Source organism: Kitasatospora sp. NPDC059817, assembly GCF_042731835.1.
In the GTDB taxonomy this organism is placed as follows: Bacteria; Actinomycetota; Actinomycetes; order Streptomycetales; family Streptomycetaceae; genus Kitasatospora.
In genome coordinates, this window is sequence record NZ_JBHWIR010000093.1 from 1 (window position 1) to 22,921 (window position 22,921).

The following is a 22,921-nucleotide window of genomic DNA, read 5'->3' on the forward strand; positions in this document are numbered from 1 at the left end:
CCGGCTTTACGGCCGCCCCCGCCCCCGCCCCCCCCCCGGCCCCTTTCGCCCCCCCCCGGTCCCCCCCCCCTGAGCCCCGTCCAGGGAGGGGCGAACGGCGCCTACTGCGGCCCCCGCACGTCCTCCCGCCCCCGCAGCGCCCGCTCCAGGTCCTTCAGCGCCTGCCCCAGCAGCCGCGTCCCCGCCCGCACCACGTCCCGCTGCACCCCCGCCGGCGCCTGCGCCAGCCGTTCCTCCAGCCGCGCCTGCGCCTCCCGCACGGCGCCGAACTCCACCGGCTGCCCGGTGAGCAGCGCCGCCCCCGCGAGCGCGGTGGCCAGCCGCAGCTCCTCCGCGTACTCCGCCGCCCCCGGCACCGGGTCGGCGTCGGCGGCCGGCAGGTGCGCCTCCAGCAGGACGGCGACCCGCCCCAGGTGCCCGACCGCCGCCCGGGCCCGGTCGACCTGGCGCCGGGACACCCCGGGCAGCCCGGAGGCGTGCCGGCCCGGTTCGGCGTCGGCGCGCTGCATGGCCTGGAGCAGTTCCGAGCGGGCCTCCCGGGAGTCCAGCAGCGCGGCCCGCACCGCCCGCCCGCGCGGCGCGGCCGGGTCCTCGTAGCAGGCGATCACCGCGGCCGCGTACCGCCCGGCGGCGGCGAGCCACTCGGCCAGCCGCTCCCCGAGCCGGGCGGTCTGCCAGGTCGGGAAGAGCGCGTACGTCACCAGCGCCACCGACCCGCCGAGCAGGGTGAGCCCGACCCGTTCGAAGGCCGTCGTGAGCGGGTTCCCGGCCTGGAGCCCGAGCAGGAACACCACGTACGTCGAGATCCCGACCGTCGTCAGCGCGTACCCGGTCCGGAACGCGAGGTACGACCCGCCGATGCACAGCACGGCCAGCGCGGCCAGCACCCACTCCCCGGGGTGGGTGAGCTGCACCACCAGCGTCGAGACGGCGACCCCGACGACCGTCCCGGCCAGCCGGGCGACACCCCGGCTGTAGGTCTGGGCGAAGTCCGGCCGCATCACCATCGCGGCGGTCATCGGCGCCCAGTAGCCGTGGTGGAAGCCGACCAGCCGGGCCAGCAGGTAGGCGACGGTGACCACCCCGGCGAGCCGGACGGCGTGCTGGAAGATCGCCGAGCGCGGCCGCAGCTGCCGGCGCACCGTCCGCAGCGCGACCGGCAGCATCCGGAGGATCGACGGCTTGTGCAGCGCCCCGCCCGCGCCGATCACGGGCGTGGTGATGGTGTCCGCGTCGCCCCGCTCCAGCGTGTCCGCGGCCTTGCGCAGCAGCCCGCCCAGCCGGCGGGCCGACCGCCGGGCCGCCCCCTGCAGCCGCGGCCCCTCGTCCGGCGGGACCAGGGTGAGCGTGGGCGCCGAGCGGGGCAGCCGGACGGGGTCGCCGGTGCGGACGGCCCGGGCCAGGGCGTCCATGACCTCGGCGGCGGCCGCCAGCACCTCACGGGCCCGGTCGCGTTCGGGCCCCTCCTCCGGGGCGCCCACCTTGGGGTCGGCGAGCGCGGCCAGGGTGGGCCGGATCCGCTCGGCGAGGCCGCGCAGGCCGCGCAGTTCGGCCGGCCGGTGGCGGTCCTGCCAGGGGGTCAGGGCGGCGGCGTGCCGGGCCGTCATGAACGGCGCCGGGTCGACGTGCGCGGTCGGGTCCTGCCTCAACCTGCGCGCGTAGTCCGCGAGTTCCGCGTAGGTGTCGGCGAGGGCGTCCCGCTGGGCACTCCAGCTCCCGATCGGCCACAGGGTGATGACGACGGCTTGGACGACCCCGCCGAGGGCGGCGACCAGCCCGTGTCCGAGCGCGGCGGTCGCGCTGACCGGGAGCTGGACGACGATCAGCATCACCGAGACGGTGTTGGTCGCGACCACCCCGGCGGTCGGCCCGATCGCCCAGGCGAGCCCGGCGCCGAAGGCCCACACCGCGAGCAGCACCGGGAACAACCCGGGCACCCCGGCCGCCAGGTAGCCGAGGAAGGTGCTGACCCCGAGCCCGGCCCCGGCCGCGACGGCGAGGCTGGCCCGGGGCCGGAAGCTGCGCTGGAAGGTGGCCGTGCCGGCGATGAAGGCGCCCATCGCGGCCGAGGTGGCGAGCGCGACCCCGCCGAGCGCGAGGGTGGGGAAGAGCACCAACGCCACCGCGACGGCCCCGCGCAGGGCCCGCTTGGGGTCGGTGAGCGCCCGGTCGAGGGTGAGTCCGGTCCGCGCGGTGTCGCGAAGGGCGGCGAACCAGGACATACGGGTCAGCCTAGGGCACGCCCTCGGCGACCGGCGCTCGTGACCGCCGGATCCGCCGCAGCCGCGCCGCCGCCCAGAGCAGCGCGCCGGTCGGCAGGAACACCGCGTCCGCCGCGATCATCGCGAGCGAGAACACCGGCAGCCCGAGCAGCAGCGCGATCCCCAGGTGCTCGGCCAGCAGCACGGCCAGCAGCACGTTCTTGACCCGCCGGTTGAGCAGCGTGAACGGGAACGCGACCTGCACGACCACCGTGCCGTACGAGATCAGGAAGACCGGCAGCAGCGCCGAGCCGACCAGCCCGGACAGCCACGGCCAGGGCGTGAAGTAGTCCAGGTGCAGCGGGTAGTACAGCGCGGTGCCGTCCTGCCAGCGCGAGCCCTGCACCTTGTACCAGCCGGCCGTCGCGTAGATCAGCACCACCTCGACGGCGATCACCAGCATCGCGCAGTTGTGCACCATGTTCGCCAGCGCGTCGAGCACCGCGCGCGGTTCGCCGTCCGGCCGCAGCCGCCCGAGCGTCCACCAGAGCCCGGCCACCGCCCAGAGCCCCCAGAACAACGGCGCCCAGCCGACGTACGGGAAGGTCCGGACCGTCCAGGTGAGGCTCTCGCCGGAGAAGCCGCCGACCTGGCAGGCCGCCAGGACGGCGCCGAGCAGCACCCAGAGCACCACCCCGGCCCGCCCCGGCCGGGCCCGCCTGGCGTCCAGCGACCACACCTCGGCACAGCGGGTGAAGACCAGGTAGACCGCCATCAGGTGGACGACGTTGTCGCCGCCGTCGCCGAGGAAGACGTTGCGGTTCTGCAGCGACAGCACGGTGACCAGGAACAGCACCGCACTCGCCCTGGTCCGCCAGCCCAGCACCACCGCGACGGCGGCCAGCACCGCCAGGTGGTAGACCAGCTCGGACCAGGGCCGCCCACCGAACCACGGCAGCACGGTGAACGCCCCGTTGTCGGTCAGCAGCCGCTCGGCCAGGTCCATCGACCAGGGCGACCGGTCCCCGTACAGCACCCGCCGGTTGGGCCACTCGCGCAGCAGGTAGGCGAGCCAGACCAGCCCGAAGCCGATCCGCACCACGGCGGCCTGGTGGCGGCCCAGCGCCCGCCCGGTGAAGGCGGCCATCGCCCGGGCGGCCAGGTCGGCCGGGCCGGGCCCGCGCGGCGCCGGGGCGGGCCGGGGCCCGGGGGCCGAGCCGGCGGCGGGCGGTTGCCCGGCCTGGCGCGGGATGCCCTCCGACCACCGCTGCTCGGCCGGCGCCTCAGGCGAGAACTCGGGCGAGAGTTCGGGCGAGAGTTCGGGCGACACCTCCGGCGACACCTCGCTCACCCGAGCTCCCGGTAGTCCTCGTCGTCCACCGGCCACCAGGGCAGCTCCCGCACCTTCGGCGCCGGTGGCGCGGCCTCGCCGCTCCAGGACGGCGGCGGGACGGTCACCGCGGTGGCCCGGAACTCGATCTCCAGGATCCGCTCGCCGTCCACCTCCCGGCCGATCCGTTGCAGCGCGATCCGCTTGAGGTACTGCTCGGCGAGCCTGCCGCGGGTGTTGGTCAGCGCCTCGTCCTGCGGGTTGTGCGAGCCGTCGTAGAAGTCCCAGGCCCGGCGCAGCACGTTCTGGTCGACGTGGCTGGGGGCGGGGTTGTGCCGGATCGCGGCGAGGTCCTGCGCGGTCAGCCCGGTCCAGTCGCGGGTGCGGGTGGCGCCGTCGGCGGCGGCCGTGCGCACCCGGGCGTCCAGGCTGACGTTCTGCTGCAGCGGATTCGGCGCGAACAGCCGCCAGTTCTGCTCGAACTCCGGGTACACCAGGCCGTCGACCTCGTCCCGGTACTGCCGGGACAGCGAGTTGGCCGGCGCGACGTGCAGGAACACCGCCGCGAGGAAGAGCCCGGTGCCGACCACCAGCACCGCCGCGGTCAGGCCGAGCACGAGCTGCGCGGGCGTCGACCAGACCCGTCCGGCGGCCGGGCGGTCCGTCGTCTCCGTCATGGCCTCCCCGGCCCGGTCGGCGCGCCGCCCGGGTCCCGTCCCGGCGCGGTCGCGCGCCCATCCTGCCCTACCGGGCGAACACGACGGTGCCGGACGGGGCCACCGGACCACGGGGCTACGAGGCCACAGGCCTACAGACCTACAGGACGAAGGCGTCCTGGTCGGTGCTGCTCACCATCGGACGGCCCGCGCCCTCCCAGGCGTACATGCCGCCGTCCACGTTCACCGCGTCCCGGCCCTGCTGCACCAGGTACTGGACGACCTGCGCGGAGCGGCCGCCGACCCGGCAGAGCACGTACAGCTTCCCGTCCGGCAGTTCGCCGATCCGGGCGATGACCTCGCCGAGCGGGATGTGCAGCGCGCCGTCCACGTGGCCGGCGTCCCACTCGTCCTGCTCGCGCACGTCCAGCAGGGCTGCGTCGGCGGGCACGGCGGCGGCGGTGGTGGAGGGGATCTGCGCGAACATCGTGTGGCTCTCCTGGGGCTGGGTCGGGTCGGTGCCATTGTCGCCCACCGGCTGCCGGTGGCCGTCGCCCGCCGCGGCCGGGGCGGCCGGGGCGCCTAGCAGCCGCTCCAGTTCGGCCTGCTGGGCGGCGGCCTTGGCGAGCAGTTCCTCGGCGAGCTGCTCCAGCAGCCGGTCCGGGTCCTGCGGGGCCAGCGCGAGCAGCTGGCCCATCGGGGTCTGTTCCAGCCGGACCTGCTCGGTGGCGGTCTCGGTGATCTTGCCGGTCAGCCACTCCAGCCGGCGGCGCAGCCACTCCAGCCGGTCGGGGGAGTCGGCGCCGGGCGCGGCCTCGGGCGCGGTGGACCACTCGGCGGACAGGCCCTCCAGCGCGGCGGCGTCGCCGACCGCGTAGGCCTCGTTCACCCGGGCCAGGAACGCGGCCCGGCGCTGCTGCTCGGCCGGGTCGGTGCTGAGGTCGGGGTGGGCCCGGCGGACCAGCTCGCGGTAGATCCGCTGGGCGTCCCGCCCGGGGCGCACCCGGGCCGGCGCGGCGGGCGGCGGCGGGGCCGCCTCCTGCTCCCGGACGGAGTCGAACAGCGCGTCGAGGTCGGGCAGTTCGTCGACCTGCCGGCGGGCCTCGGCGGCCCGGCGGAGGTCCTCGGGGTGCCCGGTCCTGGCCGCGACCGCCTCGGCGACCAGCGCCTCCAGCTCGTCCAGCCGGGCGTAGAGCGGACCCAGCAGCTGATGGTGGATCAGCGCGAAGTTGTCGATCTCGACCCGCAGCGTCTGCACGTCGACGTCCATGCTGAGCCAGGCGAGTTCGGCGGCGGCGACCCGCTCCTCCAACTCCTGCTGCTGCGGGTCCGTCCAGCGGACGGGGCTCTGCGCGGTCACTTCTCGCCTCTGTCTCGTCCGGCCGGCTGCGTCCTGCGGAGCCGCCTCGCGGGGTGGCCCGGCCTGCCACCCTACCCTCGCGCGCGAAAGCCCCGTCCGGGTGAACGGGGAGTGCGAACCGGCGCGCGCCGCACGGCACGCAACCGATCCTGAGGAATCTCCCCGTTTCGCTATCACGCCCGGGCCGGTCCGTGCTTCGCTAGGGCGTGTCTGATGATTCGCGTCGGATCAGCACGCGGCGTCGGGCACCCGGCGGACTCGTTCAGACACGCCCTCAAGCCCGGCACGATCCACAGGACACGCCCCGGGTTTCCGCACAGCGTGCCTTCCTCCGGAGAGACGGCCGCCTCCAGGCGTGGCGGCCAGGCGGGAGCAGACCGAATCCATGGTGGCCGAGTCCAACTCCACACCGCGTCCGGCGGACGCCGAGGCCGTACCGGGTGACCACCCGACCGGCGTGGCCGCCCTGGTCCGGCTCGCCCTCGTCCTGATCGACCGGGCCGGACGGATCGCCCAGTGGAGCCGGGCCGCCGAGGAACTGTTCGGGCACCGCGCCGAGGTCGCCCACGACCGGCCGGCCAGCGGACTGCTGCCCGCCGTGGAGCCGCTCGCCGCCCCCGGCCAGGCCGCCGGGTCCGCCGTGCGCCGCCGCTGCGACGCCCTGGACACCCTGGCCGCGCTGACCGCCGACGGGCGCCCCTGGGCCGGCCAGCTGGCCGTCATCGACCGCGAGGAGCACCTGCGCGACGTGCTCTGGTGGGCCTGGCCGCTGCCCGACCCGTTCGGCGGCCTGCTCGCCCTCGCCGCCGACGCCCGACCGCTGCGCACCGCCGGCCCCCGGCTCGCACTCGGCGAGCGGCTGCTGCCGTTCGCCGCCACCCCGCCCGCCCGGGGCGGCTTCCACCGGCTGGGCGCGGCCCTGACCCCGCCCGGCCGGCTGCGCGCCGGTCTGCTGTCGGCCGACCGGCTGGCCGGGCTGCTGCCGGCCGGTTCGGCCGCGCGCCGGGCGCTGCTGCTCGACGTGCTGGACCAGGCCGGTCTGCCCGCCCTGCGGCTGGACCCGGCCACCGTGCTGCCGGTCCTGCCCGCCGACCCGCAGACCGCCGCCGCGCACGCCGCCGCCGGACTCGGCCGCCGCTACCCGACCGCCCAGCAGCGCGCCGCCCGGGTCGGCCCGCCGCCGCAGCCCGAGCAGTCCGCGCCCCCGGCCCGGACGGTCCGGGGGCGGACGCCCGGCCCGCTGCCGGCCCAGCGCGAGACCGCCGAGCGGTCCGCGGCCGCCCAGCCGTCCGGCGCCGTCGGCGCCCCGGCGGGCGTCCCACCGACCACCCCGGCCCCGACCACCCCGACGACGACCACCCCGCCCCCGACCGCCCCGTCCCCGACCGGAGGAGGAGCCGCCATCGAGCCGGCCGCCGCCGAACCGCCCGCCAACGGCCGTCCGCCCCGCCGTAGCGACCAGCCCCCCACCGGCGCCGAGGGCGCCCCGTCCGGGCGGCTGAGCCCGTTCCTGACCAACGGGCAGGCCGGCGAGCAGCTGGCACTGCTGAACGAGGTCGGCGGCAAGGTCGGCACCACCCTGGACCTCGGCTTCACCGCGCACGAGCTCTGCCAGGTGCTGGTCCCCCGGGTCGCCGACTTCGCCTGCGTGGACCTGGTGGACGGGCTGATCTCCGACTCCGAACTGCCGGCCGCCCGCCCGGACGACGACACCATGCTCCGCCGGGTCGCCCTGGTCTACAACGAGACCGGCGGCGCCTGGGACCACGTGCTGTCCGAGGGCTCGCTGGTCAGCATGCCTCGCCGCACCCCGCCGGGGATGGCCCTGCAGCTGAACCAGCCGGTCCTGGTCCCGGTGATCAGCGCGGACGTCGCGGTCGACTACGCGATCGCGCTCGGCGGGGCCCGGCTGGCCCAGGTGGTCTCCGGCCGCTCGATGCTGGTGGTGCCGCTGTCCGCCCGGGGCACCGTGCTGGGCATCCTCAAGCTGCTCCGGCTGCCGGACCGCGCCCCCTTCGACGAGAGCGACGCCGCCACCCTCAAGGAGCTGGCCGTCCGCGCCGCGCTCTCCCTGGACAACGCCCGGCTGCACCGCGCCGAGGCCAGGGTGGCCACCACCCTCCAGCGCTCGATGATCCCGACCCGCCCGCCGCAGATCCCCGGCGTCCAGATCGCCCACCGCTACCTGCCGGGCGACCCGAAGGCCGAGGTCGGCGGCGACTGGTTCGACGCTATCCAGCTGCCCGGCAGCCGGGTCGCCCTGGTGGTCGGCGACGTGATGGGCCACGGCCTGCACTCGGCGGCCGCGATGGGCCGCTTCCGGACGGCCATGCAGACCCTCGCCGCGCTCGACCTGCCGCCCGGCCAGCTGCTGCGACACCTGGACAACCTGGCCCACAAGCTCGGCGACGACCACCTCGCCACCTGCCTGTACGCGGTCTACGACCCGATCAACCGGACCTGCGAGCTGGCCAGCGCCGGCCACGTCCCGCCGGTGCTGGTGCACCCGGACGGCTCCGGCGAGCTGCTGGAGATCCCGGCCGGCGCTCCGATCGGGGTCGGCGGGGTGCCGTTCGTCGCCAAGACCATCGACGTCTCGGACGGCTCGATGCTGGTGCTGTGCACCGACGGCCTGGTCGAGGTCCGGGGCGGCGACATAGGAGCGGGCCTGGCCGCGCTGTGCGGCAATCTGATCGACCCGCGGCAGAGCCCCGAGCAGGCCTGCGACGTGGTGCTCAAGCGGCTGCACTCGGACGATCGGAAGGACGACGTCGCCCTGCTGGTGGCCCGCTTCGACGGGGTCGCCCCGTCCGAGGTGGCCACCTGGGACCTCAGGGTGGACCACCGCGAGGTGCGCCGGGCCCGCTCGCTGGTCCGCGAGCAGCTGGCCGGCTGGCACCTGGAGGCGCTCAGTGACATCACCGAGCTGCTGGTCAGCGAGCTGGTCACGAACGCCGTCCGGGTGGCCCGGGACCGCGTCCGGCTCCAGCTGATCCGGGTGGACAAGCTGCTGGTCGAGGTCAGCGACGACAACCACAACCTGCCGTCGCTGGAGCCGGCCGAGCAGTTGGGCGAGACCGGCCGCGGCCTCACCCTGGTGACCAAGCTCGCCGAGCGCTGGGGCACCGCCCGCAAGGCGGTCGGCAAGGTGGTCTGGTTCGAACTCCCCCTGCCGCACGCCTGACGGCCGGCTGCCCGACGGCCGTCAGACGGCGGGTGGGTCAGGGGACGAGCGCGCCCGCCGGGCGCCGCCGGGCCTCCACCGCGACCTCCCGCGACGCGGTGGCGGCCACCGAGGTGGCGGCCCCGACCCCGGCCAGCACCCGCGGCCAGAAGTCCCCGAACACCTCGACCGAGACGGCGAGCAGCAGCGCGGTGATCACCGCGACCACGTGCTCCAGACCGGCCAGGTTCGGCAGCACGACCGCCTCGCCGACCATCATGACCACCACCAGGCCGGCGGTGAACCAGGCCCGGCAGCGGAACGCGATGCAGATCGCCAGCGCCACCACCGCGGCCGACGGCCCGGTGTCCCGCACGTAGGCGACCCACTTCGGGAAGCCGAACAGGTGATCCGGGCCGAGCGCCACGCCGATCCGGGCGAACAGCGTGCCCGCCAGGGTGCAGGTGTAGGCCACCACCAGGGTCATCCGCCGGCCGAGCACGATCTCGGCGACGCCGAAGACCACGAACACCTGGGCCAGTGCGCCCCAGACCGGCAGGTCCAGCGCCGGCACGTACAGCGAGAGCGGGGTCCGCAGCAGCGAGACGTCCAGCGGCAGCGCCGCCTTCACCACCCCGATGCGGTTGACGAAGTGCTCACCGCCCGGCAGGTGCTGGGTGATGCTGAACAGGAGGATCAGAAACGTCGCCGCCGTGGCCATCGGAACGGCGGCGAACTTCTTGCGCACCACCGCGTCCCGCACCGTCGCGTACAACGTCCCCCACTCGGCGGCAGCGGCCGATCTGGCCAGCGCCAGCGACCCCTCCCGCACGCCCCCCGCGTGGGTCCTGTCCATCACAACCGTTACTCCCGAATCCCCGAACTTTCTGAGCTACTCCCACATTAGAAGCCTCTTAACAAATCCACATCGGCATAGATGCGGATCAGGGTCATCCTCTGGGGGGAGGGATATCCCTGACCTCACCCCCTATCCGACCGCCCGGTCCCCTCCGCCCCCCGGCGGAGGGCTACCCCTTCCCGTCCCGCGCCGCGACCGGCAGCCGGGGCGCCACCACGGCGGCCCCGGAGTGCCGGCGGCGGAACAGGGCGGGCAGGCTCGGCGCGACGATGAAGCCCTCGGCCCGCGCGCTGGCGATGCCGATCCGCGGGATCTCGCTGCTCTTCTCGAACAGCAGGTAGCGGGGCTCCCAGATCGGCCGGTACTTGGCGTTCGCGCGGTACAGCGACTCGATCTGCCACCAGCGCGAGAAGAAGCCCAGGACGGAACGCCACAACCGCAGCACCGGGCCGGCGCCGAGCCGCGAACCGCGCTCGAAGACCGAACGGAACATCGCGAAGTTCAGCGACACCCGCTTCAGCCCGACCTCCTCGGCACGCTGCAGCAGCTCGATGACCATGAACTCCATCAGGCCGTTCTCGGTGTCCCGGGCCCGGCGCATCAGGTCCAGCGAGAGCCCGTCCGGGCCCCACGGGACGAAGCTCAGCAGCGCCTTGAGCTCGCCGTCGCCGTCGTGGCACTCCAGCATCACGCAGCGGCCGTCGCCCGGGTCGCCGAGCCGTCCGAGCGCCATCGAGAAGCCGCGCTCGGTCGCCCCGTCACGCCACTGGTCGGCCTTGGCCACCAGTTCGGCCATCTCGCACTCGGGGATGTCCTCGTGCCGGCGGATCCGCGTCGTGTACCCGGCCCGCTTGACCCGGTTGTACGCCTGGCGGACCACCCGCATCGCCCGGCCGTCCAGCGAGAACTCGTCCAGCTCGACGATCGCCTCGTCGCCCAGCTCCAGCGCGTCCAGCCCGTGCCGGGCGTAGATCACCCCGGCCTCCTCGGAGGCGCCCATCACGGCCGGCGCCCAGGCGTGCTCGCGGGCCTCGGCCAGCCAGGTGTCGATCGCGCCCGGCCAGGCCTCCGGGTCGCCGATCGGGTCGCCCGAGGCCAGCGAGACCCCGCCGATCACCCGGTAGGTCACCGCCGCCTTGCCGCTGGGGGAGAAGATCACCGCCTTGTCCCGGCGCAGCGCGAAGTAGCCGAGCGAGTCCCGCTCGCCCTGCTTGTCCAGCAGCGAGCGCAGCTTCGCCTCGTCCTCGGGGTTCAGCAGCTCCTTGCCGCGCGGGCTGCGGAAGGCCACGTAGAGCACCAGCAGGAAGAGCACCGCGCCCATCGCGTTGATCGCCGCGTTGACCCAGGTCGGCGAGGAGATCACCGAGCGCAGGTGCTCCGAGGGGTTGATCGTGATCATCCGGCCGACGGAGTAGCGGAAGAGGTCCCAGAAGCCCGCGCCGCCGAGCCCGTTGGTCGCCCAGACCAGCAGCGCGCCGACGACCCCGCCGAACAGCAGCCCGCCGACGAAGGTGGCCGCCGCCGTCTTCGGGTTGGAGCGGTCGCCCTTGGACGTGAAGTCCTTCCGCCCGATGACCAGCGCCAGGACGAACAGGCAGGTCAGCACGGTGGAGATGTAGTTGAGCGGGTGGGCCTTGAACCGCTCGCCGGGCATCACCATGGCCAGCAGGTACAGCACCGCGAACATGCTGGCCAGGGCCGCGTTGAAGATCCAGGCGGCCCGCTTGCGCCGCCGCATCGCGATGGCCAGGAAGACCGCCAGCACCGCGCTGGCCAGACCCGAGGTCATCAGGTACGGGGTGAAGTACTCACCCTCGTTGTGCTCGTTGACCTGGTTCCCCCACGGCACCAGCAGCACCGTCGCCACGTTCAGCAGCGCCAGCAGCCGGAGGTACCACACGGAGACGGCGGCGGCCCGCGGGCGCCAGCGGTCGAGCACGCCGACGGGCCGGGGCCCGGTGGACGTGGCGGAAGGCTCCGACTTCACAGTGGACGACACAGCTCAATTCCAAACGATCAGATGGTGGGGCGCATCCGCACACGGCCCGGCGACGGGTGCCCGCAGGGGCCCGACGGACTGACCGGCGGCCCTCACCTCGACCGGGCGCCCACTGAATGGAGCAGGCCGACAAAGGGCAGCCAACTCCATGGTTCCCCACCCGGCCTGAGAATTGCGTGAACCGGGTAGCGGATTCCCACCCCCGCCATGTGGCGGGGGTAAGGACCGCCATCCGTTCGGCGCCCCACCCCGGCTACCCCTACCCTCGAAACGACCCGCGCGGACCGCCCGACCCCGGCCGCCAGAACCGAGGAGGCACCATCACCGACACCCGCGTGCTGATCGTGGACGACGAGATCCTGGTCCGCTCCGGCCTGGGCCTCATCGTCGGCTCCGCCCCCGACCTGGAGGTCGTCGGCGACTGCTCCGGCGGCCAGGCCGAGGAGCACGTCCAGCGCCTGCGCCCGCACGTGGTGCTCCTCGACATCCGGATGCCGGACCTCGACGGCATCTCGGTGCTGCGCCGGCTGCGCGCCCTGCCGGACCCGCCCGCCGTGGCGATGCTCACCACCTTCGACAGCGACGAGTACATCGGCACCGCACTGCGGGCCGGCGCCTCCGGCTTCCTGCTCAAGGACACCGCCCCCGAGCAGCTGGTCCACGCCGTCCGGGTGCTCGCGGCCGGCGGCAACATCCTGTCCCCGACCGTCACCCGCACCGTGATCGGCGGCTACGTGGACGGCGGCGGCCCGGACGCCGAGGCCACCTCGCTCGCCCGCACCCTCACCGGCCGGGAGCTCGACGTGCTGGCCCTGCTCGGCGAGGGACTGTCCAACGCCGAGATCGCCGACCGGCTCTTCCTCGGCACCGGCACCGTCAAGGACCACATCAGCGCGATCCTCGGCAAGCTCGGCGCGGCCAACCGGGTCCAGGCGGCGGTGCTCGCCCACCGGGCCGGGCTGGTCCGGCCGAAACCCGGCGACGGGGCATGACGGCCACCGAACAGCTGCCGTCCAGACGGCTCCCGGCCTGGTGCACCGCCCCCTGGCTGATGCTGCTGCTGCCCGCCCTCTACTCCCTCCTGGACGCCGCCCTGGTGGCCCGGAACTCCCCGTGGTGGCAGATCGCGCTCTCCACGCTGGCCGCCGTCGCCCTGCTCTGGCGCCGCCGCTTCCCGGTGGCGGCGCTGCTGCTCACCATGCCCGGCAGCTACGTCGACGACATCTGGCTGGCCCCGATCACCGCCGTCTACACGGTGGCCGCCGAACGCCCCCGCCCGCGGATCGTCATCCCCTGCGCGACCCTGTTCACGCTGGTCGAGTTCTTCCACTGGCCGCTGTCCGAGCAGACCCTCGAACTCAGCCGGGACACCGCGCTCTACGCCATCCAGTCGGTGATGCTGGCCGCCGGCCCGGCCGCCACCGGGATGCTCGCCCGCACCCGGCGGGAGCTGGCCGCCCGGCTCGACGAGCTGACCCGCGGCCAGGAGCGGGAGAGCCGGCTGCTCGCCGAACGGGTGCTGATCAGCGAGCGCGGCCGGCTCGCCCGGGAGATGCACGACGTGGTCTCGCACCAGGTCAGCCTGATCAGCATCCAGGCCGGCGCGCTCCAGGTGAGCACCGCCGACCCGGCCGCCGCGACCACCGCCCGCACCATCCGCGAACTGGCCGTCCGCACCCTCGACGAGCTGCGCCAGATGGTCGGGGTGCTGCGCAGCACCGCCGGCCCGCGCCCGGACGCCCCGCTCGCCCCGCAGCCCCGGCTGGCCGACCTGCCCCGGCTGATCGCGGAGAGCGGGCTGGCCGCCGACACCGAACTGAACCCCGGTGACCGCCCGTGGCCGGAGGCGGTCGAGCGGGCCGCCTACCGCACCGTCCAGGAGGCGCTCACCAACATCACCAAGTACGCCCCGGAGGCGGCGGTGCACGTGAAGGTCCGGGCGAAGGGGCGTCGGCTGCGGGTCGAGGTGCGCAACGACGCGCCCCCGGTCCACCCGGACGAGATCCTGCCGGGCGGCGGCCACGGCCTGGTCGGCCTGCGCGAGCGCGCACAGCTGCTGGGCGGCTCGCTCAGCGCCGGCCCCACCCAGGACGGCGGCTTCGAGGTCCGCGCCGAGCTGCCCGCCACCCGTTCCTGACCGGGACAACGAGAAAGCCCCGCAGATCCGTAGATCTGCGGGGCTTCGCTGTGCGCGAGGGGGGAGTTGAACCCCCACGCCCTTTCGGGCACTGGAACCTGAATCCAGCGCGTCTGCCTATTCCGCCACCCGCGCATGGGTGTCGTCTTCGTTGCCGACCGATCTTCCGAACCGCTCGGTACCATGTGGTCTTCGCGTTTCCTTGGACCGGCCTCCCTGGTGGGCGGCCCTTCCGACGTGGAAAACAGTAGCACGACCCGGGGGGACGCTCCGAATCCGTTCTTCGGCGGGACGAAGCGCATCCGAACGGATGCACGACGAACGGGCGAGCGAGTGACGGGAGCCCACCCGGGCGGGCACACCTGGCGTGCCGTACCCGGTATGCGTCACCCTGTGTGTCCGAGCCCACCCCCGGGCACCACGCTGTCCGGGAACCGTACGGAAGGGCCCGGCGTGGATACGATCAGTACGGAAGTACCGCAAGTAGGCACGACCGACTCCCGGCGGGATCCGGTCGGCAGGCAGGCGAACGAACCCTGGAAGGGGGTGTCCCATGGGAGTGCTGAAGAAGTTCGAACAGCGACTTGAGGGTCTCGTCAACGGCACCTTCGCCAAGGTGTTCAAGTCCGAGGTCCAGCCCGTGGAGATCGCCGGTGCGCTGCAGCGCGAGTGCGACAACAACGCGAGCATCTGGAACCGCGACCGCACCGTCGTGCCGAACGACTTCATCGTCGAGCTGAGCCCGCACGACCACGAGCGGCTCAGCCCCTACTCCGGGCAGCTGGGCGCCGAGCTGGCCGGCATGGTCCGCGAGTACGCGGAGGCCCAGCGGTACAGCTTCATGGGCCCGCTCCAGGTGAACCTGGAGAAGGCCGACGATCTGGACACCGGCCTGTACCGGGTGCGCAGCCGCACCCTGGCGGCCGAGGAGCCCCAGCAGTACGCCCCGCAGCAGCAGCAACAGCAGCAGCCCGGATACGACCGCCAGCCGGCCGCCCCGGCCCCCGGCGCACCGTGGCAGCAGACCGGCGCCGGCCAGTACGGCGCGCCCCCGCCGCCGGCCGCGCCCCCGGCGATGCCCCAGGGCCCGCCCGCGACGTCCGGCGGCAACGTCCGCGCCTTCCCCGGCGCCGGCCACGGCGCCTCGCTCCGCCGCTGGATCGAGGTGAACGGCGCCCGCCACCAGATCACCGGCGCGGCCTGCGTGCTCGGCCGCTCGACCGAGGCGGACGTGCGGATCGACGACCCCGGGGTCTCCCGCAAGCACGCCGAGATCCGCCCCGGCACCCCTTCGATGGTCCTCGACCTGGGATCCACCAACGGCATCGTGGTGGACGGACAGCACACCCAGCGCGCTACGCTCCGCGACGGCTCCCGCATCGTCGTGGGCTCCACCACCATCGTCTACCGACAGGTCGAAGGGTAGTGTCCGAGTTGTTCGCGCGCCTCGCTCACCGACAGGCGGGCCGGCCATGTCAGAACTGACCCTCACGGTCATGCGGCTGGGCTTCCTGGCCGTGCTGTGGCTGTTCGTCATCGTCGCGATCCAGGTGATCCGCAGCGACCTGTTCGGGACCAAGGTGAACCCCCGCTCCTCCCGTCGCGGCGCCAACGCCGCTCCGGGCGGCGCCGCCGCCGCTCCGGCCGCCGGGCGCACCGCGCAGGCCCCGGCCGCAGGCCCCGCGGCGGGCCAGACCCAGGGCGGCGGCCGCCGCCGCGGCGCCCCGACCCAGCTCGTGGTGGTGCAGGGCTCACTGGCCGGGACCACCGTCGCGCTCCAGGGCCAGACCATCACCCTGGGCCGCGCGCACGACTCCACCATCGTGCTGGACGACGACTACGCGTCCTCCCGGCATGCCAGGATCTATCCGGATCAGACTGGGCAGTGGACGGTCGAGGATCTAGGCTCCACCAACGGCACCTATCTGGACCGGCAGCGCCTGACCGCGCCCACTCCGCTCCAGCCGGGCATGCCGATCCGTATCGGCAGGACCGTCATCGAACTGCGGAAGTAGTAGCGCATGAGGGACAGCATCCCGTCCATGACCCAGAGGGGGGCACAGGTCGCATGACCCTGGTGCTGCGCTTCGCCGCCGGCTCCCACAAGGGACTGATCCGGGAGGGGAACGAGGACTCCGGCTACGCCGGGCCGCGGCTGCTGGCCGTGGCCGACGGCATGGGCGGCGCCGCGGCCGGCGAGGTCGCGTCCTCCGAGGTGCTCGGCTCGATCGTCCGACTGGACGAGGACGTGCCGGGCGCCGACCTGCTGACCCTGCTGGGCGACGCCGTCCAGGGCGCCAACGACCGGCTCCGGCAGATGGTCGAGGAGGACCCGCAGCTGGAGGGCATGGGCTGCACGCTGACCGCGATGCTCTGGACCGGCCAGCGGATGGGCATGGTGCACGTCGGCGACTCCCGCGCCTACCTGCTGCGCGACGGCTCGCTGGTGCAGATCACCCAGGACCACACCTGGGTGCAGCGCCTGGTCGACGAGGGCCGGATCACGCCGGAGGAGGCCGAGACCCACCCGCAGCGCTCGCTGCTGATGCGGGCGCTCGACGGCCGCGGCCAGGTCGAGCCCGACCTGTCGATCCGCGAGGTCCGCGCCGGCGACCGCTACCTGATCTGCTCCGACGGCCTCTCCGGCCCGGTCAGCCACCAGACCCTCCAGGACACCCTCGGCAGCTACTACTCGCCCGAGCAGACCGTGCAGGAGCTGATCCAGCTCGCGCTGCGCGGCGGCGGTCCGGACAACATCACCTGCATCGTGGCGGACGTCATCGACGTCGGTGCCACGGACACCACGAGCGGCCAGTACAACGACGTCCCGGTGGTGGTCGGCGCGGTCGCCGACACCCCGCCGTCCTCGGCCGCCGCGGACCGCTCGATCGCCGACACCCCGGCCGGCCGCGCCGCCGGCCTCGGCCGCACCCCGCAGGGCGCCTTCGGCCCGGCCGAGGGCTACGACGCCGGCTACGGCGCCGCCCAGGGCGGCTTCGGCCCCGCAGAGGGCTACGAGGGCGAGTACGGCTACGGCTCCGGCGAGCCCTCGGTGTACGGCGCCGAGGAGTTCGACGAGGAGCCGCCCGCGAAGCGCAAGCGCAAGGGCCTCACCGTCTCGGTGGCTGTCCTGGTCACCCTCGGCCTGCTCGGCGGCGCCGGGTTCTTCGGCTACCAGTGGACCCAGGACCAGTACTACGTCGCCAAGCAGGGCGACCACGTCGCGGTCTACCAGGGCATCAACCAGAACCTGGCCGGCCTGAGCCTGTCCTCGGTGCACATCGCGTACAAGGACGTCGAGCTCAAGTACCTGCCGCAGGACCAGGCCGAGCACCTGAACAAGACCATCTCGGCCGACAGCCTGGGCGCCGCCACCGCGACCGTCCAGGAGCTCGACGGCTGGGTCAAGCTCTGCAAGAAGGTCGCCGACGCCCGGACCAACCCGGGCGCCCAGGGCACCCAGGCGGCGCAGGCCACCCACGCCGCGTTCCTGGCCGTCACGCCCACCCCGGGCGAGAAGACCCGCCCCCCGGTGGCCCCCACCACTCCGACCCCGGCCACCCCGACCCCGACGGCCCCGAGCCCGACCGCACCGGCGCCGAACGCCGCCGCGCCGAACACCGGCCCGTCGGGCGACCTCTCCGGGCTGACCGAGGAGGAGCGCAGCCGGGCCGACTCCTGCCCGAAGCAGTGACCTCCGTGATCCGACATAGGCCCGCCCCGAGCGGGGCAGCCGGCCGTCAGGGAGCGGTCACCACGTGAGCACCTACGACCTGAGCGACGACACCGGCCGGGCCGGCAGGCGCCGGACGGCCACCGACCGCGCCGCCTCCCGGCGCCGGGCCAACACCACCATCTCCCTCCAGGGCGCGCCGAACCGGCGCAACACCGAGCTGGCCCTGCTGGCCTTCGCCGTCGTGCTGCCGATCCTCGCGTACGCCAACGTGGGCCTCGCGATGGACTCCGCGCTGCCGAGCGGCATGGTCGGCTACGGACTCGGCATGGGCGCGCTGGCGCTGGTCGCGCACCTGCTGGTGCGCCGCTTCGCGCCGTACGCGGACCCGCTGATGCTGCCGATCGCCACCCTGCTGAACGGTCTCGGCGTGGTGATGATCTGGCGGCTCGACAAGGCCGGCAAGCTGCTGAGCGCCAACTTCCCGGCGGCCCGCAACCAGCTGATGTGGTCGGCCCTCGGGATCGGGCTGTTCATCGGCGTGATGGTGTTCCTGAAGGACCACCGGGTGCTCCAGCGCTACACCTACATCTCGATGGTGGCGGCGCTGGTCCTGCTCGCCGCGCCGGCCTTCTTCCCGGCCCGGGCGGAGGACTTCGGCGCCAAGATCTGGATCCGGATGGGCGGCTTCTCCATCCAGCCCGGCGAGTTCGCCAAGATCATCCTGACGGTGTTCTTCGCCGGCTACCTGATGGTCAAACGCGACGCCCTCGCCCTGGCCAGCCGCCGCTTCATGGGCCTGTACCTGCCGCGCGGGCGCGACCTCGGCCCGATCGTCGTGATCTGGCTGCTCAGCCTGCTGATCCTGGTCTTCGAGAACGACCTCGGCACGTCCTTCCTGTTCTTCGGCCTGTTCGTGGTGATGCTCTACGTCGCCACCGAGCGGACCAGCTGGATCCTGTTCGGCCTGCTGATGTCGATCGGCGGCGCGGTCGCGGTCGCCATGACCACCAGCCACGTCAAGGTCCGCATCGACGCCTGGCTCGACCCGATGGCCGCCTTCGGAGCACACCCGCCGAAGGGCGCCACCGAGCAGATCGGCCAGTCGCTGATGGCGCTCGGCTCCGGCGGGGTGACGGGCTCGGGCCTCGGCCAGGGCCGCTCCTGGCTGATCAACTTCGCCGCGAAGAGCGACTTCATCCTGGGCTCGTTCGGCGAGGAGCTCGGGCTGACCGGCCTGATGGCGATCTTCCTGCTGTACGCCCTGCTGGTGCAGCGCGGACTGCGCACCGCCCTCGCCGCCCGCGACCCGTTCGGCAAGCTGTTCGCCGTCGGGCTCTCGTCGGCGATGGCGCTGCAGGTCTTCGTCGTGGCCGGCGGCGTCACCGGGCTGATCCCGCTCACCGGTATGACCATGCCGTTCCTCGCCCAGGGCGGGTCGTCCGTGGTCGCCAACTGGGCGCTGGTCGCGATCCTGCTGAAGATCAGCGACAGCGCCCGCCGACCCGGGGTCGAAGCGACCCCGGCCACCGAGGGCCAGGGAGGACCCGTCCGATGAACAAGCCGATCCGCCGGGTCTCGATCTTCTGCCTCGTCCTGATCCTGGCCCTGATGGTGCGCACCAACTGGGTGCAGGGCGTCCAGGCCGACGCCTGGGCCACCAACAAGAACAACAAGCGCCAGCAGTACGACCGGTACGCGCACCCGCGCGGCAACATCATCGTCGGCGGCCAGCCGGTCACGAAGTCCGACTTCGTCAACGGCCTGCGCTACAAGTACAAGCGCTCCTGGGTCGACGGCCCGATGTACGCCCCGGTCACCGGCTACTCCTCCCAGGTCTTCGGCTCCAGCCAGCTGGAGAACCTGGAGGACGGCATCCTCTCCGGCACCGACGACCGGCTGTTCTTCCGCAACACCCTGGACATGCTGACCGGCGAGCAGCAGCGCGGCGGCGACGTCGTCACCACGATCAACGCCAAGGCCCAGAAGGCCGCCTGGGACGGCCTCGGGGACAAGAAGGGCGCCGCCGTCGCGATCGACCCGAAGACCGGCGCGATCCTGGCGCTGGTCTCCACCCCGTCCTACGACCCGGGCACCATCGCCGGCAGCGAGAGCGGCGACTCCAAGGCCTGGACGGACCTCAACGCCGACCCCAACAAGCCGATGCTCAACCGGGCGCTGAAGGAGACCTATCCGCCCGGCTCCACGTTCAAGCTGGTCACCGCGACCGCCGCGTTCGAGAACGGCCTGTACCAGAACATCGACGACCAGACCGCGACGCCGGACCCGTACACCCTGCCGGGCACCCAGACGGTGCTCAACAACGAGTCGCCGCTCGAGAAGTGCGGGAACGCCACGGTCAAGTCGGGGATGGACCAGTCCTGCAACACGGTCTACGCCAAGATGGGCGCGGACCTCGGCAAGGACAAGATGCGGGCGCAGGCCGAGAAGTTCGGCTTCAACAGCACCATCGACACCCCGGTCCGTTCCGAGAAGAGCATCTTCCCGAGCAGCGCGAGCCTGGACGGCACCGCGCAGGACTCGATCGGCCAGCACGACACCCGCGCCACCCCGCTGCAGATGGCCATGGTGTCCGCCGCGATCGCCAACAACGGCAGCCTGATGCAGCCGTACCTGGTCGACCAGGAGCGCTCGGCCTCGCTGACCACCATCTCCAAGCACACCGAGAAGCAGTTCTCCCAGCCGATGAGCCCGGCCACCGCGCAGAAGATGCAGGACCTGATGGTCTCGGTGGTGGAGAACGGCACCGGCAAGAGCGCCAAGATCCCCGGCCTCCAGGTCGGCGGCAAGACCGGTACCGCGCAGCACGGCGAGGACAACGCCGGGCTGCCGTTCGCCTGGTTCACCTCGTGGGCCAAGACCACCGACGGCCAGTCCGTGGCGGTCGCGGTCGTGGTCGAGGACGGCTCCAACAACCGCGACGGCATCAGCGGCGGCCGGCTGGCCGCCCCGATCGCCAAGGCGGTGATGCAGGCCGTCCTCGGCAAGTGAGGAGGAGGCCCGACCGTGAGTGGAAAGTCACGATCGACACCCCCGTCCGGATACCGGTCTGATATCGGCCGACGGCCGACTCCGGTCCGATGCGGTGCGACCGGTAGCGTATCCGCCAGCAGCGGGTGTGCCCGTTGCCGCCCGCGAGACGGCGCACGGCCCGGCCGGAGAACCGGTCGAGACCCGCTCGGCGTCACCCTGAGCGTGCGGGGACACCTACGTCACAACCTCGCCGGCAGGTGAGGGAGAGGGTCGGAACTATGGAAGAGCCTCGTCGCCTAGGCGGCAGGTACGAGCTCGGCGGCGTCCTCGGACGCGGCGGCATGGCCGAGGTGTACCTCGCCCATGACACCCGGCTCGGCCGTTCCGTCGCAGTGAAGACGCTCCGGGCCGACATGGCCCGGGATCCGTCGTTCCAGGCCCGCTTCCGCCGCGAGGCGCAGTCCGCGGCGTCCCTGAACCACCCCGCGATCGTCGCCGTGTACGACACCGGCGAGGACTACATCGACAACATCTCCATCCCGTACATCGTGATGGAGTACGTCGAGGGGTCCACCCTGCGCGAGCTGCTGCACTCCGGCCGACGGCTGCTGCCCGAGCGCGCGCTGGAGATGACCATCGGCATCCTGCAGGCGCTGGAGTACTCGCACCGCGCCGGCATCGTGCACCGTGACATCAAGCCGGCCAACGTGATGCTGACCCGGCAGGGCAACGTCAAGGTCATGGACTTCGGCATCGCCCGTGCGATGGGCGACGCCGGGATGACCATGACCCAGACCTCGGCCGTCATCGGCACCGCCCAGTACCTCTCCCCCGAGCAGGCCAAGGGCGAGCAGGTCGACGCCCGCTCCGACCTCTACTCCACCGGCTGCCTGCTGTACGAACTGCTGACCGTGCGCCCGCCGTTCGTCGGCGACTCCCCGGTCGCGGTGGCCTACCAGCACGTCCGGGAGGAGGCGCAGCCGCCGTCCGTCTTCGACCCCGAGGTCCGCCCCGAGATCGACGCGATCGTGCTGAAGGCGCTCGCCAAGGAGCGCGACTACCGCTACCAGAGCGCCGACGAGATGCGCGACGACATCGAGCGCTTCCTCGACGGCCTGCCGGTGGCCGCCGCCCAGCAGGCCGCGGCGTACGGCATGGGCGCCGGGTACGGCTACGACCAGAACGGCTACCCGCAGCAGCACGACCCGTACGGCCAGACCAACGTGCTGCCGCAGCAGCCCGGCGGCGGCCCGACCACCGTCCTGCCGCAGGCCGGCGGCCAGCCCGGCTACGGCCCGCAGGGCGGCTACCAGGACGACGGCTACGGCCAGGCCTACGCCGACGGCCCGGCGGGCGGCGGCCACGACGACGGCTACGGCCGGGACGGCGGCCGGCGCGGCGAGCAGCCGCCGAAGAAGAGCAACACCTCCTGGATCGTGCTGGCGGTCGCCGCCGTGCTGGTCCTGGTCGGCACCTTCTTCGTGGCCCAGGCCATGTTCAACGGCAACGGCGGCGGCACCACGGAGACCCCGAAGGTCGCCGTGCCGAACCTGGTCGGCAAGAGCCTGGCGGACGCCAAGACGGCCGCGGCCGCGGCCGGTCCCAAGCTCGTGGTGGCCGAGGGCGACAAGCTCGCCTGCCCGGACGCCAACATCAAGAAGGACCAGGTCTGCACCCAGAACCCGGCCGTCGGCGGCCAGGTCGCGGAGAACAGCACCATCACCGTGCAGCTGTCCTCCGGCCCGGCCAAGGCCCCCCTGCCGAACGTGGTCGGCAAGACCAAGGACCAGGCGACCAAGGCGCTCGGCGACGCTGGCTTCACCAACGTCACCACCGAGTACAAGGACGACGACACCGCTCCGCAGGAGAACGTCACCGCCCAGGACCCGGCGGCGGGCACCGCCGGCGACCCGACCGCCCCGGTCAAGCTGACCGTCTCGCAGGGCAAGTCGAAGGTGACCGTGCCGAACGTGGCCGGCGCGCAGAAGGAGGTGGCGCAGGCCCAGCTGGAGGGCCTGGGCTTCCAGGTCGACACCTCGAAGACGGTGCAGACCACCGACCAGAGCAAGGCGAACACCGTCGCCGCGCAGTCGGTCCAGGCCAACACCAAGGTCCCGGCCAACACGAAGATCACGCTGACGATCTTCAAGATGCAGGACAAGCCCCAGGTCCCGCCGCTGCAGAACGTCAAGCTGTCGGACGCCATCTCGCAGCTGGGCAAGGTCGGGCTGCTCTACACGGTGGTGTCCGGTCCGTCGGACCCGAACGCCATCGTCGTGAGCACCAACCCGCCCGCCGGCACCCAGCTGGACCCGAACACCCAGGTGATGCTCATCACGAAGCCGGCCGATCCGCCCAAAGGGGGTGACCCCCTCTCCCCCTCACCCTCCAACACCAAAGGGGGGAGCAACAACTAAGCCCTGGTTCCCCTGGATCTGAGGCTTGGTGGGAGTTGTCCGGCCGAGACCCCCCGGGGCCCCGCGCTCGGTGTGGCGGGGGCCCGCGGGGGGTGGCGGGGGGGGGGGGTGTAAGTGCGGGGCCGCACGGGG

The 22,921-nt window shown here is 73.3% G+C and carries 15 protein-coding genes and 1 tRNA gene; 9 read left to right on the plus strand and 7 right to left on the minus strand.

Going from position 1 to position 22,921, the window contains the following annotated elements; translation table 11 throughout:
• Positions 1-101: 101 nt before the first annotated feature.
• From ACFV61_RS20555 to ACFV61_RS20570, 4 genes are all read right to left on the minus strand, one after another.
• Positions 102-2,222: an FUSC family protein gene (locus ACFV61_RS20555; RefSeq protein WP_380493110.1), complete on the minus strand. Its 2,121-nt coding sequence runs from the start codon at positions 2,220-2,222 to the stop codon at positions 102-104.
• 10 nt (positions 2,223-2,232) lie between these two features.
• Complete coding sequence (locus ACFV61_RS20560) at positions 2,233-3,552, minus strand: HTTM domain-containing protein (RefSeq protein ID WP_380493111.1); 1,320 nt, start codon at positions 3,550-3,552, stop codon at positions 2,233-2,235.
• Positions 3,549-4,208, minus strand: coding sequence for a DUF5819 family protein (locus ACFV61_RS20565; protein ID WP_380493113.1), 660 nt, complete (start codon positions 4,206-4,208; stop codon positions 3,549-3,551). Before ACFV61_RS20565 ends, ACFV61_RS20560 begins: the two co-directional genes overlap by 4 nt.
• Before the next feature lie 139 nt (positions 4,209-4,347).
• Positions 4,348-5,547 carry a rhodanese-like domain-containing protein gene (locus ACFV61_RS20570; RefSeq protein ID WP_380493115.1) on the minus strand — a complete coding sequence of 400 codons (1,200 nt, stop codon included), beginning with the start codon at positions 5,545-5,547 and terminating at the stop codon, positions 4,348-4,350.
• Positions 5,548-5,902: 355 nt separating this feature from the next.
• On the opposite strand from ACFV61_RS20570, the gene ACFV61_RS20575 reads away from it, so the two are divergent.
• Entirely contained in the window at positions 5,903-8,731 is a 2,829-nt protein-coding gene (locus tag ACFV61_RS20575; protein WP_380493117.1) for a SpoIIE family protein phosphatase, read from the plus strand.
• A gap of 37 nt (positions 8,732-8,768) precedes the next feature.
• Here the strand turns inward: ACFV61_RS20575 and ACFV61_RS20580 are convergent, their stop codons facing one another.
• Positions 8,769-9,566, minus strand: a complete 798-nt coding sequence (locus ACFV61_RS20580; protein ID WP_380371312.1) for a hypothetical protein — start codon at positions 9,564-9,566, stop codon at positions 8,769-8,771.
• Between the two features lie 172 nt (positions 9,567-9,738).
• The gene (locus tag ACFV61_RS20585; RefSeq protein ID WP_380343307.1) at positions 9,739-11,568 is read right to left on the minus strand and encodes a phosphatidylglycerol lysyltransferase domain-containing protein; all 1,830 of its coding nucleotides are present in this window, start codon (positions 11,566-11,568) and stop codon (positions 9,739-9,741) included.
• Between the two features lie 341 nt (positions 11,569-11,909).
• Here ACFV61_RS20585 and ACFV61_RS20590 point away from each other — a divergent pair, with 341 nt between their 5' ends.
• Complete coding sequence (locus ACFV61_RS20590; protein ID WP_244293637.1) at positions 11,910-12,560, plus strand: response regulator transcription factor; 651 nt, start codon at positions 11,910-11,912, stop codon at positions 12,558-12,560.
• The gene (locus tag ACFV61_RS20595; protein WP_380482923.1) at positions 12,557-13,705 is read left to right on the plus strand and encodes a sensor histidine kinase; all 1,149 of its coding nucleotides are present in this window, start codon (positions 12,557-12,559) and stop codon (positions 13,703-13,705) included. The genes ACFV61_RS20590 and ACFV61_RS20595 overlap by 4 nt, the downstream gene beginning before the upstream one ends.
• Before the next feature lie 51 nt (positions 13,706-13,756).
• Here ACFV61_RS20595 and ACFV61_RS20600 read toward each other — a convergent pair.
• Positions 13,757-13,840 (minus strand) — tRNA-Leu (locus tag ACFV61_RS20600).
• Positions 13,841-14,258: 418 nt separating this feature from the next.
• Between ACFV61_RS20600 and ACFV61_RS20605 the strand changes: the two genes are divergently transcribed.
• The 6 genes from ACFV61_RS20605 to pknB all read left to right on the plus strand — a co-directional run bounded on the left by ACFV61_RS20605 (position 14,259) and on the right by pknB (position 22,789).
• Complete coding sequence (locus ACFV61_RS20605; protein ID WP_363368196.1) at positions 14,259-15,131, plus strand: DUF3662 and FHA domain-containing protein; 873 nt, start codon at positions 14,259-14,261, stop codon at positions 15,129-15,131.
• A gap of 46 nt (positions 15,132-15,177) precedes the next feature.
• Positions 15,178-15,720 carry an FHA domain-containing protein gene (locus tag ACFV61_RS20610; protein WP_063348444.1) on the plus strand — a complete coding sequence of 181 codons (543 nt, stop codon included), beginning with the start codon at positions 15,178-15,180 and terminating at the stop codon, positions 15,718-15,720.
• A gap of 53 nt (positions 15,721-15,773) precedes the next feature.
• Positions 15,774-17,399: a PP2C family protein-serine/threonine phosphatase gene (locus ACFV61_RS20615; protein ID WP_380493121.1), complete on the plus strand. Its 1,626-nt coding sequence runs from the start codon at positions 15,774-15,776 to the stop codon at positions 17,397-17,399.
• A gap of 160 nt (positions 17,400-17,559) precedes the next feature.
• Positions 17,560-18,936 (plus strand): FtsW/RodA/SpoVE family cell cycle protein, encoded by a 1,377-nt coding sequence (locus tag ACFV61_RS20620; protein ID WP_063351252.1) that lies wholly within the window; start codon positions 17,560-17,562, stop codon positions 18,934-18,936.
• The gene (locus ACFV61_RS20625; protein WP_063348446.1) at positions 18,933-20,390 is read left to right on the plus strand and encodes a penicillin-binding protein 2; all 1,458 of its coding nucleotides are present in this window, start codon (positions 18,933-18,935) and stop codon (positions 20,388-20,390) included. The genes ACFV61_RS20620 and ACFV61_RS20625 overlap by 4 nt, the downstream gene beginning before the upstream one ends.
• 260 nt (positions 20,391-20,650) lie before the next feature.
• Complete coding sequence (gene pknB, locus ACFV61_RS20630) at positions 20,651-22,789, plus strand: Stk1 family PASTA domain-containing Ser/Thr kinase (RefSeq protein WP_063348447.1); 2,139 nt, start codon at positions 20,651-20,653, stop codon at positions 22,787-22,789.
• The last annotated feature ends 132 nt before the right edge of the window (positions 22,790-22,921 follow it).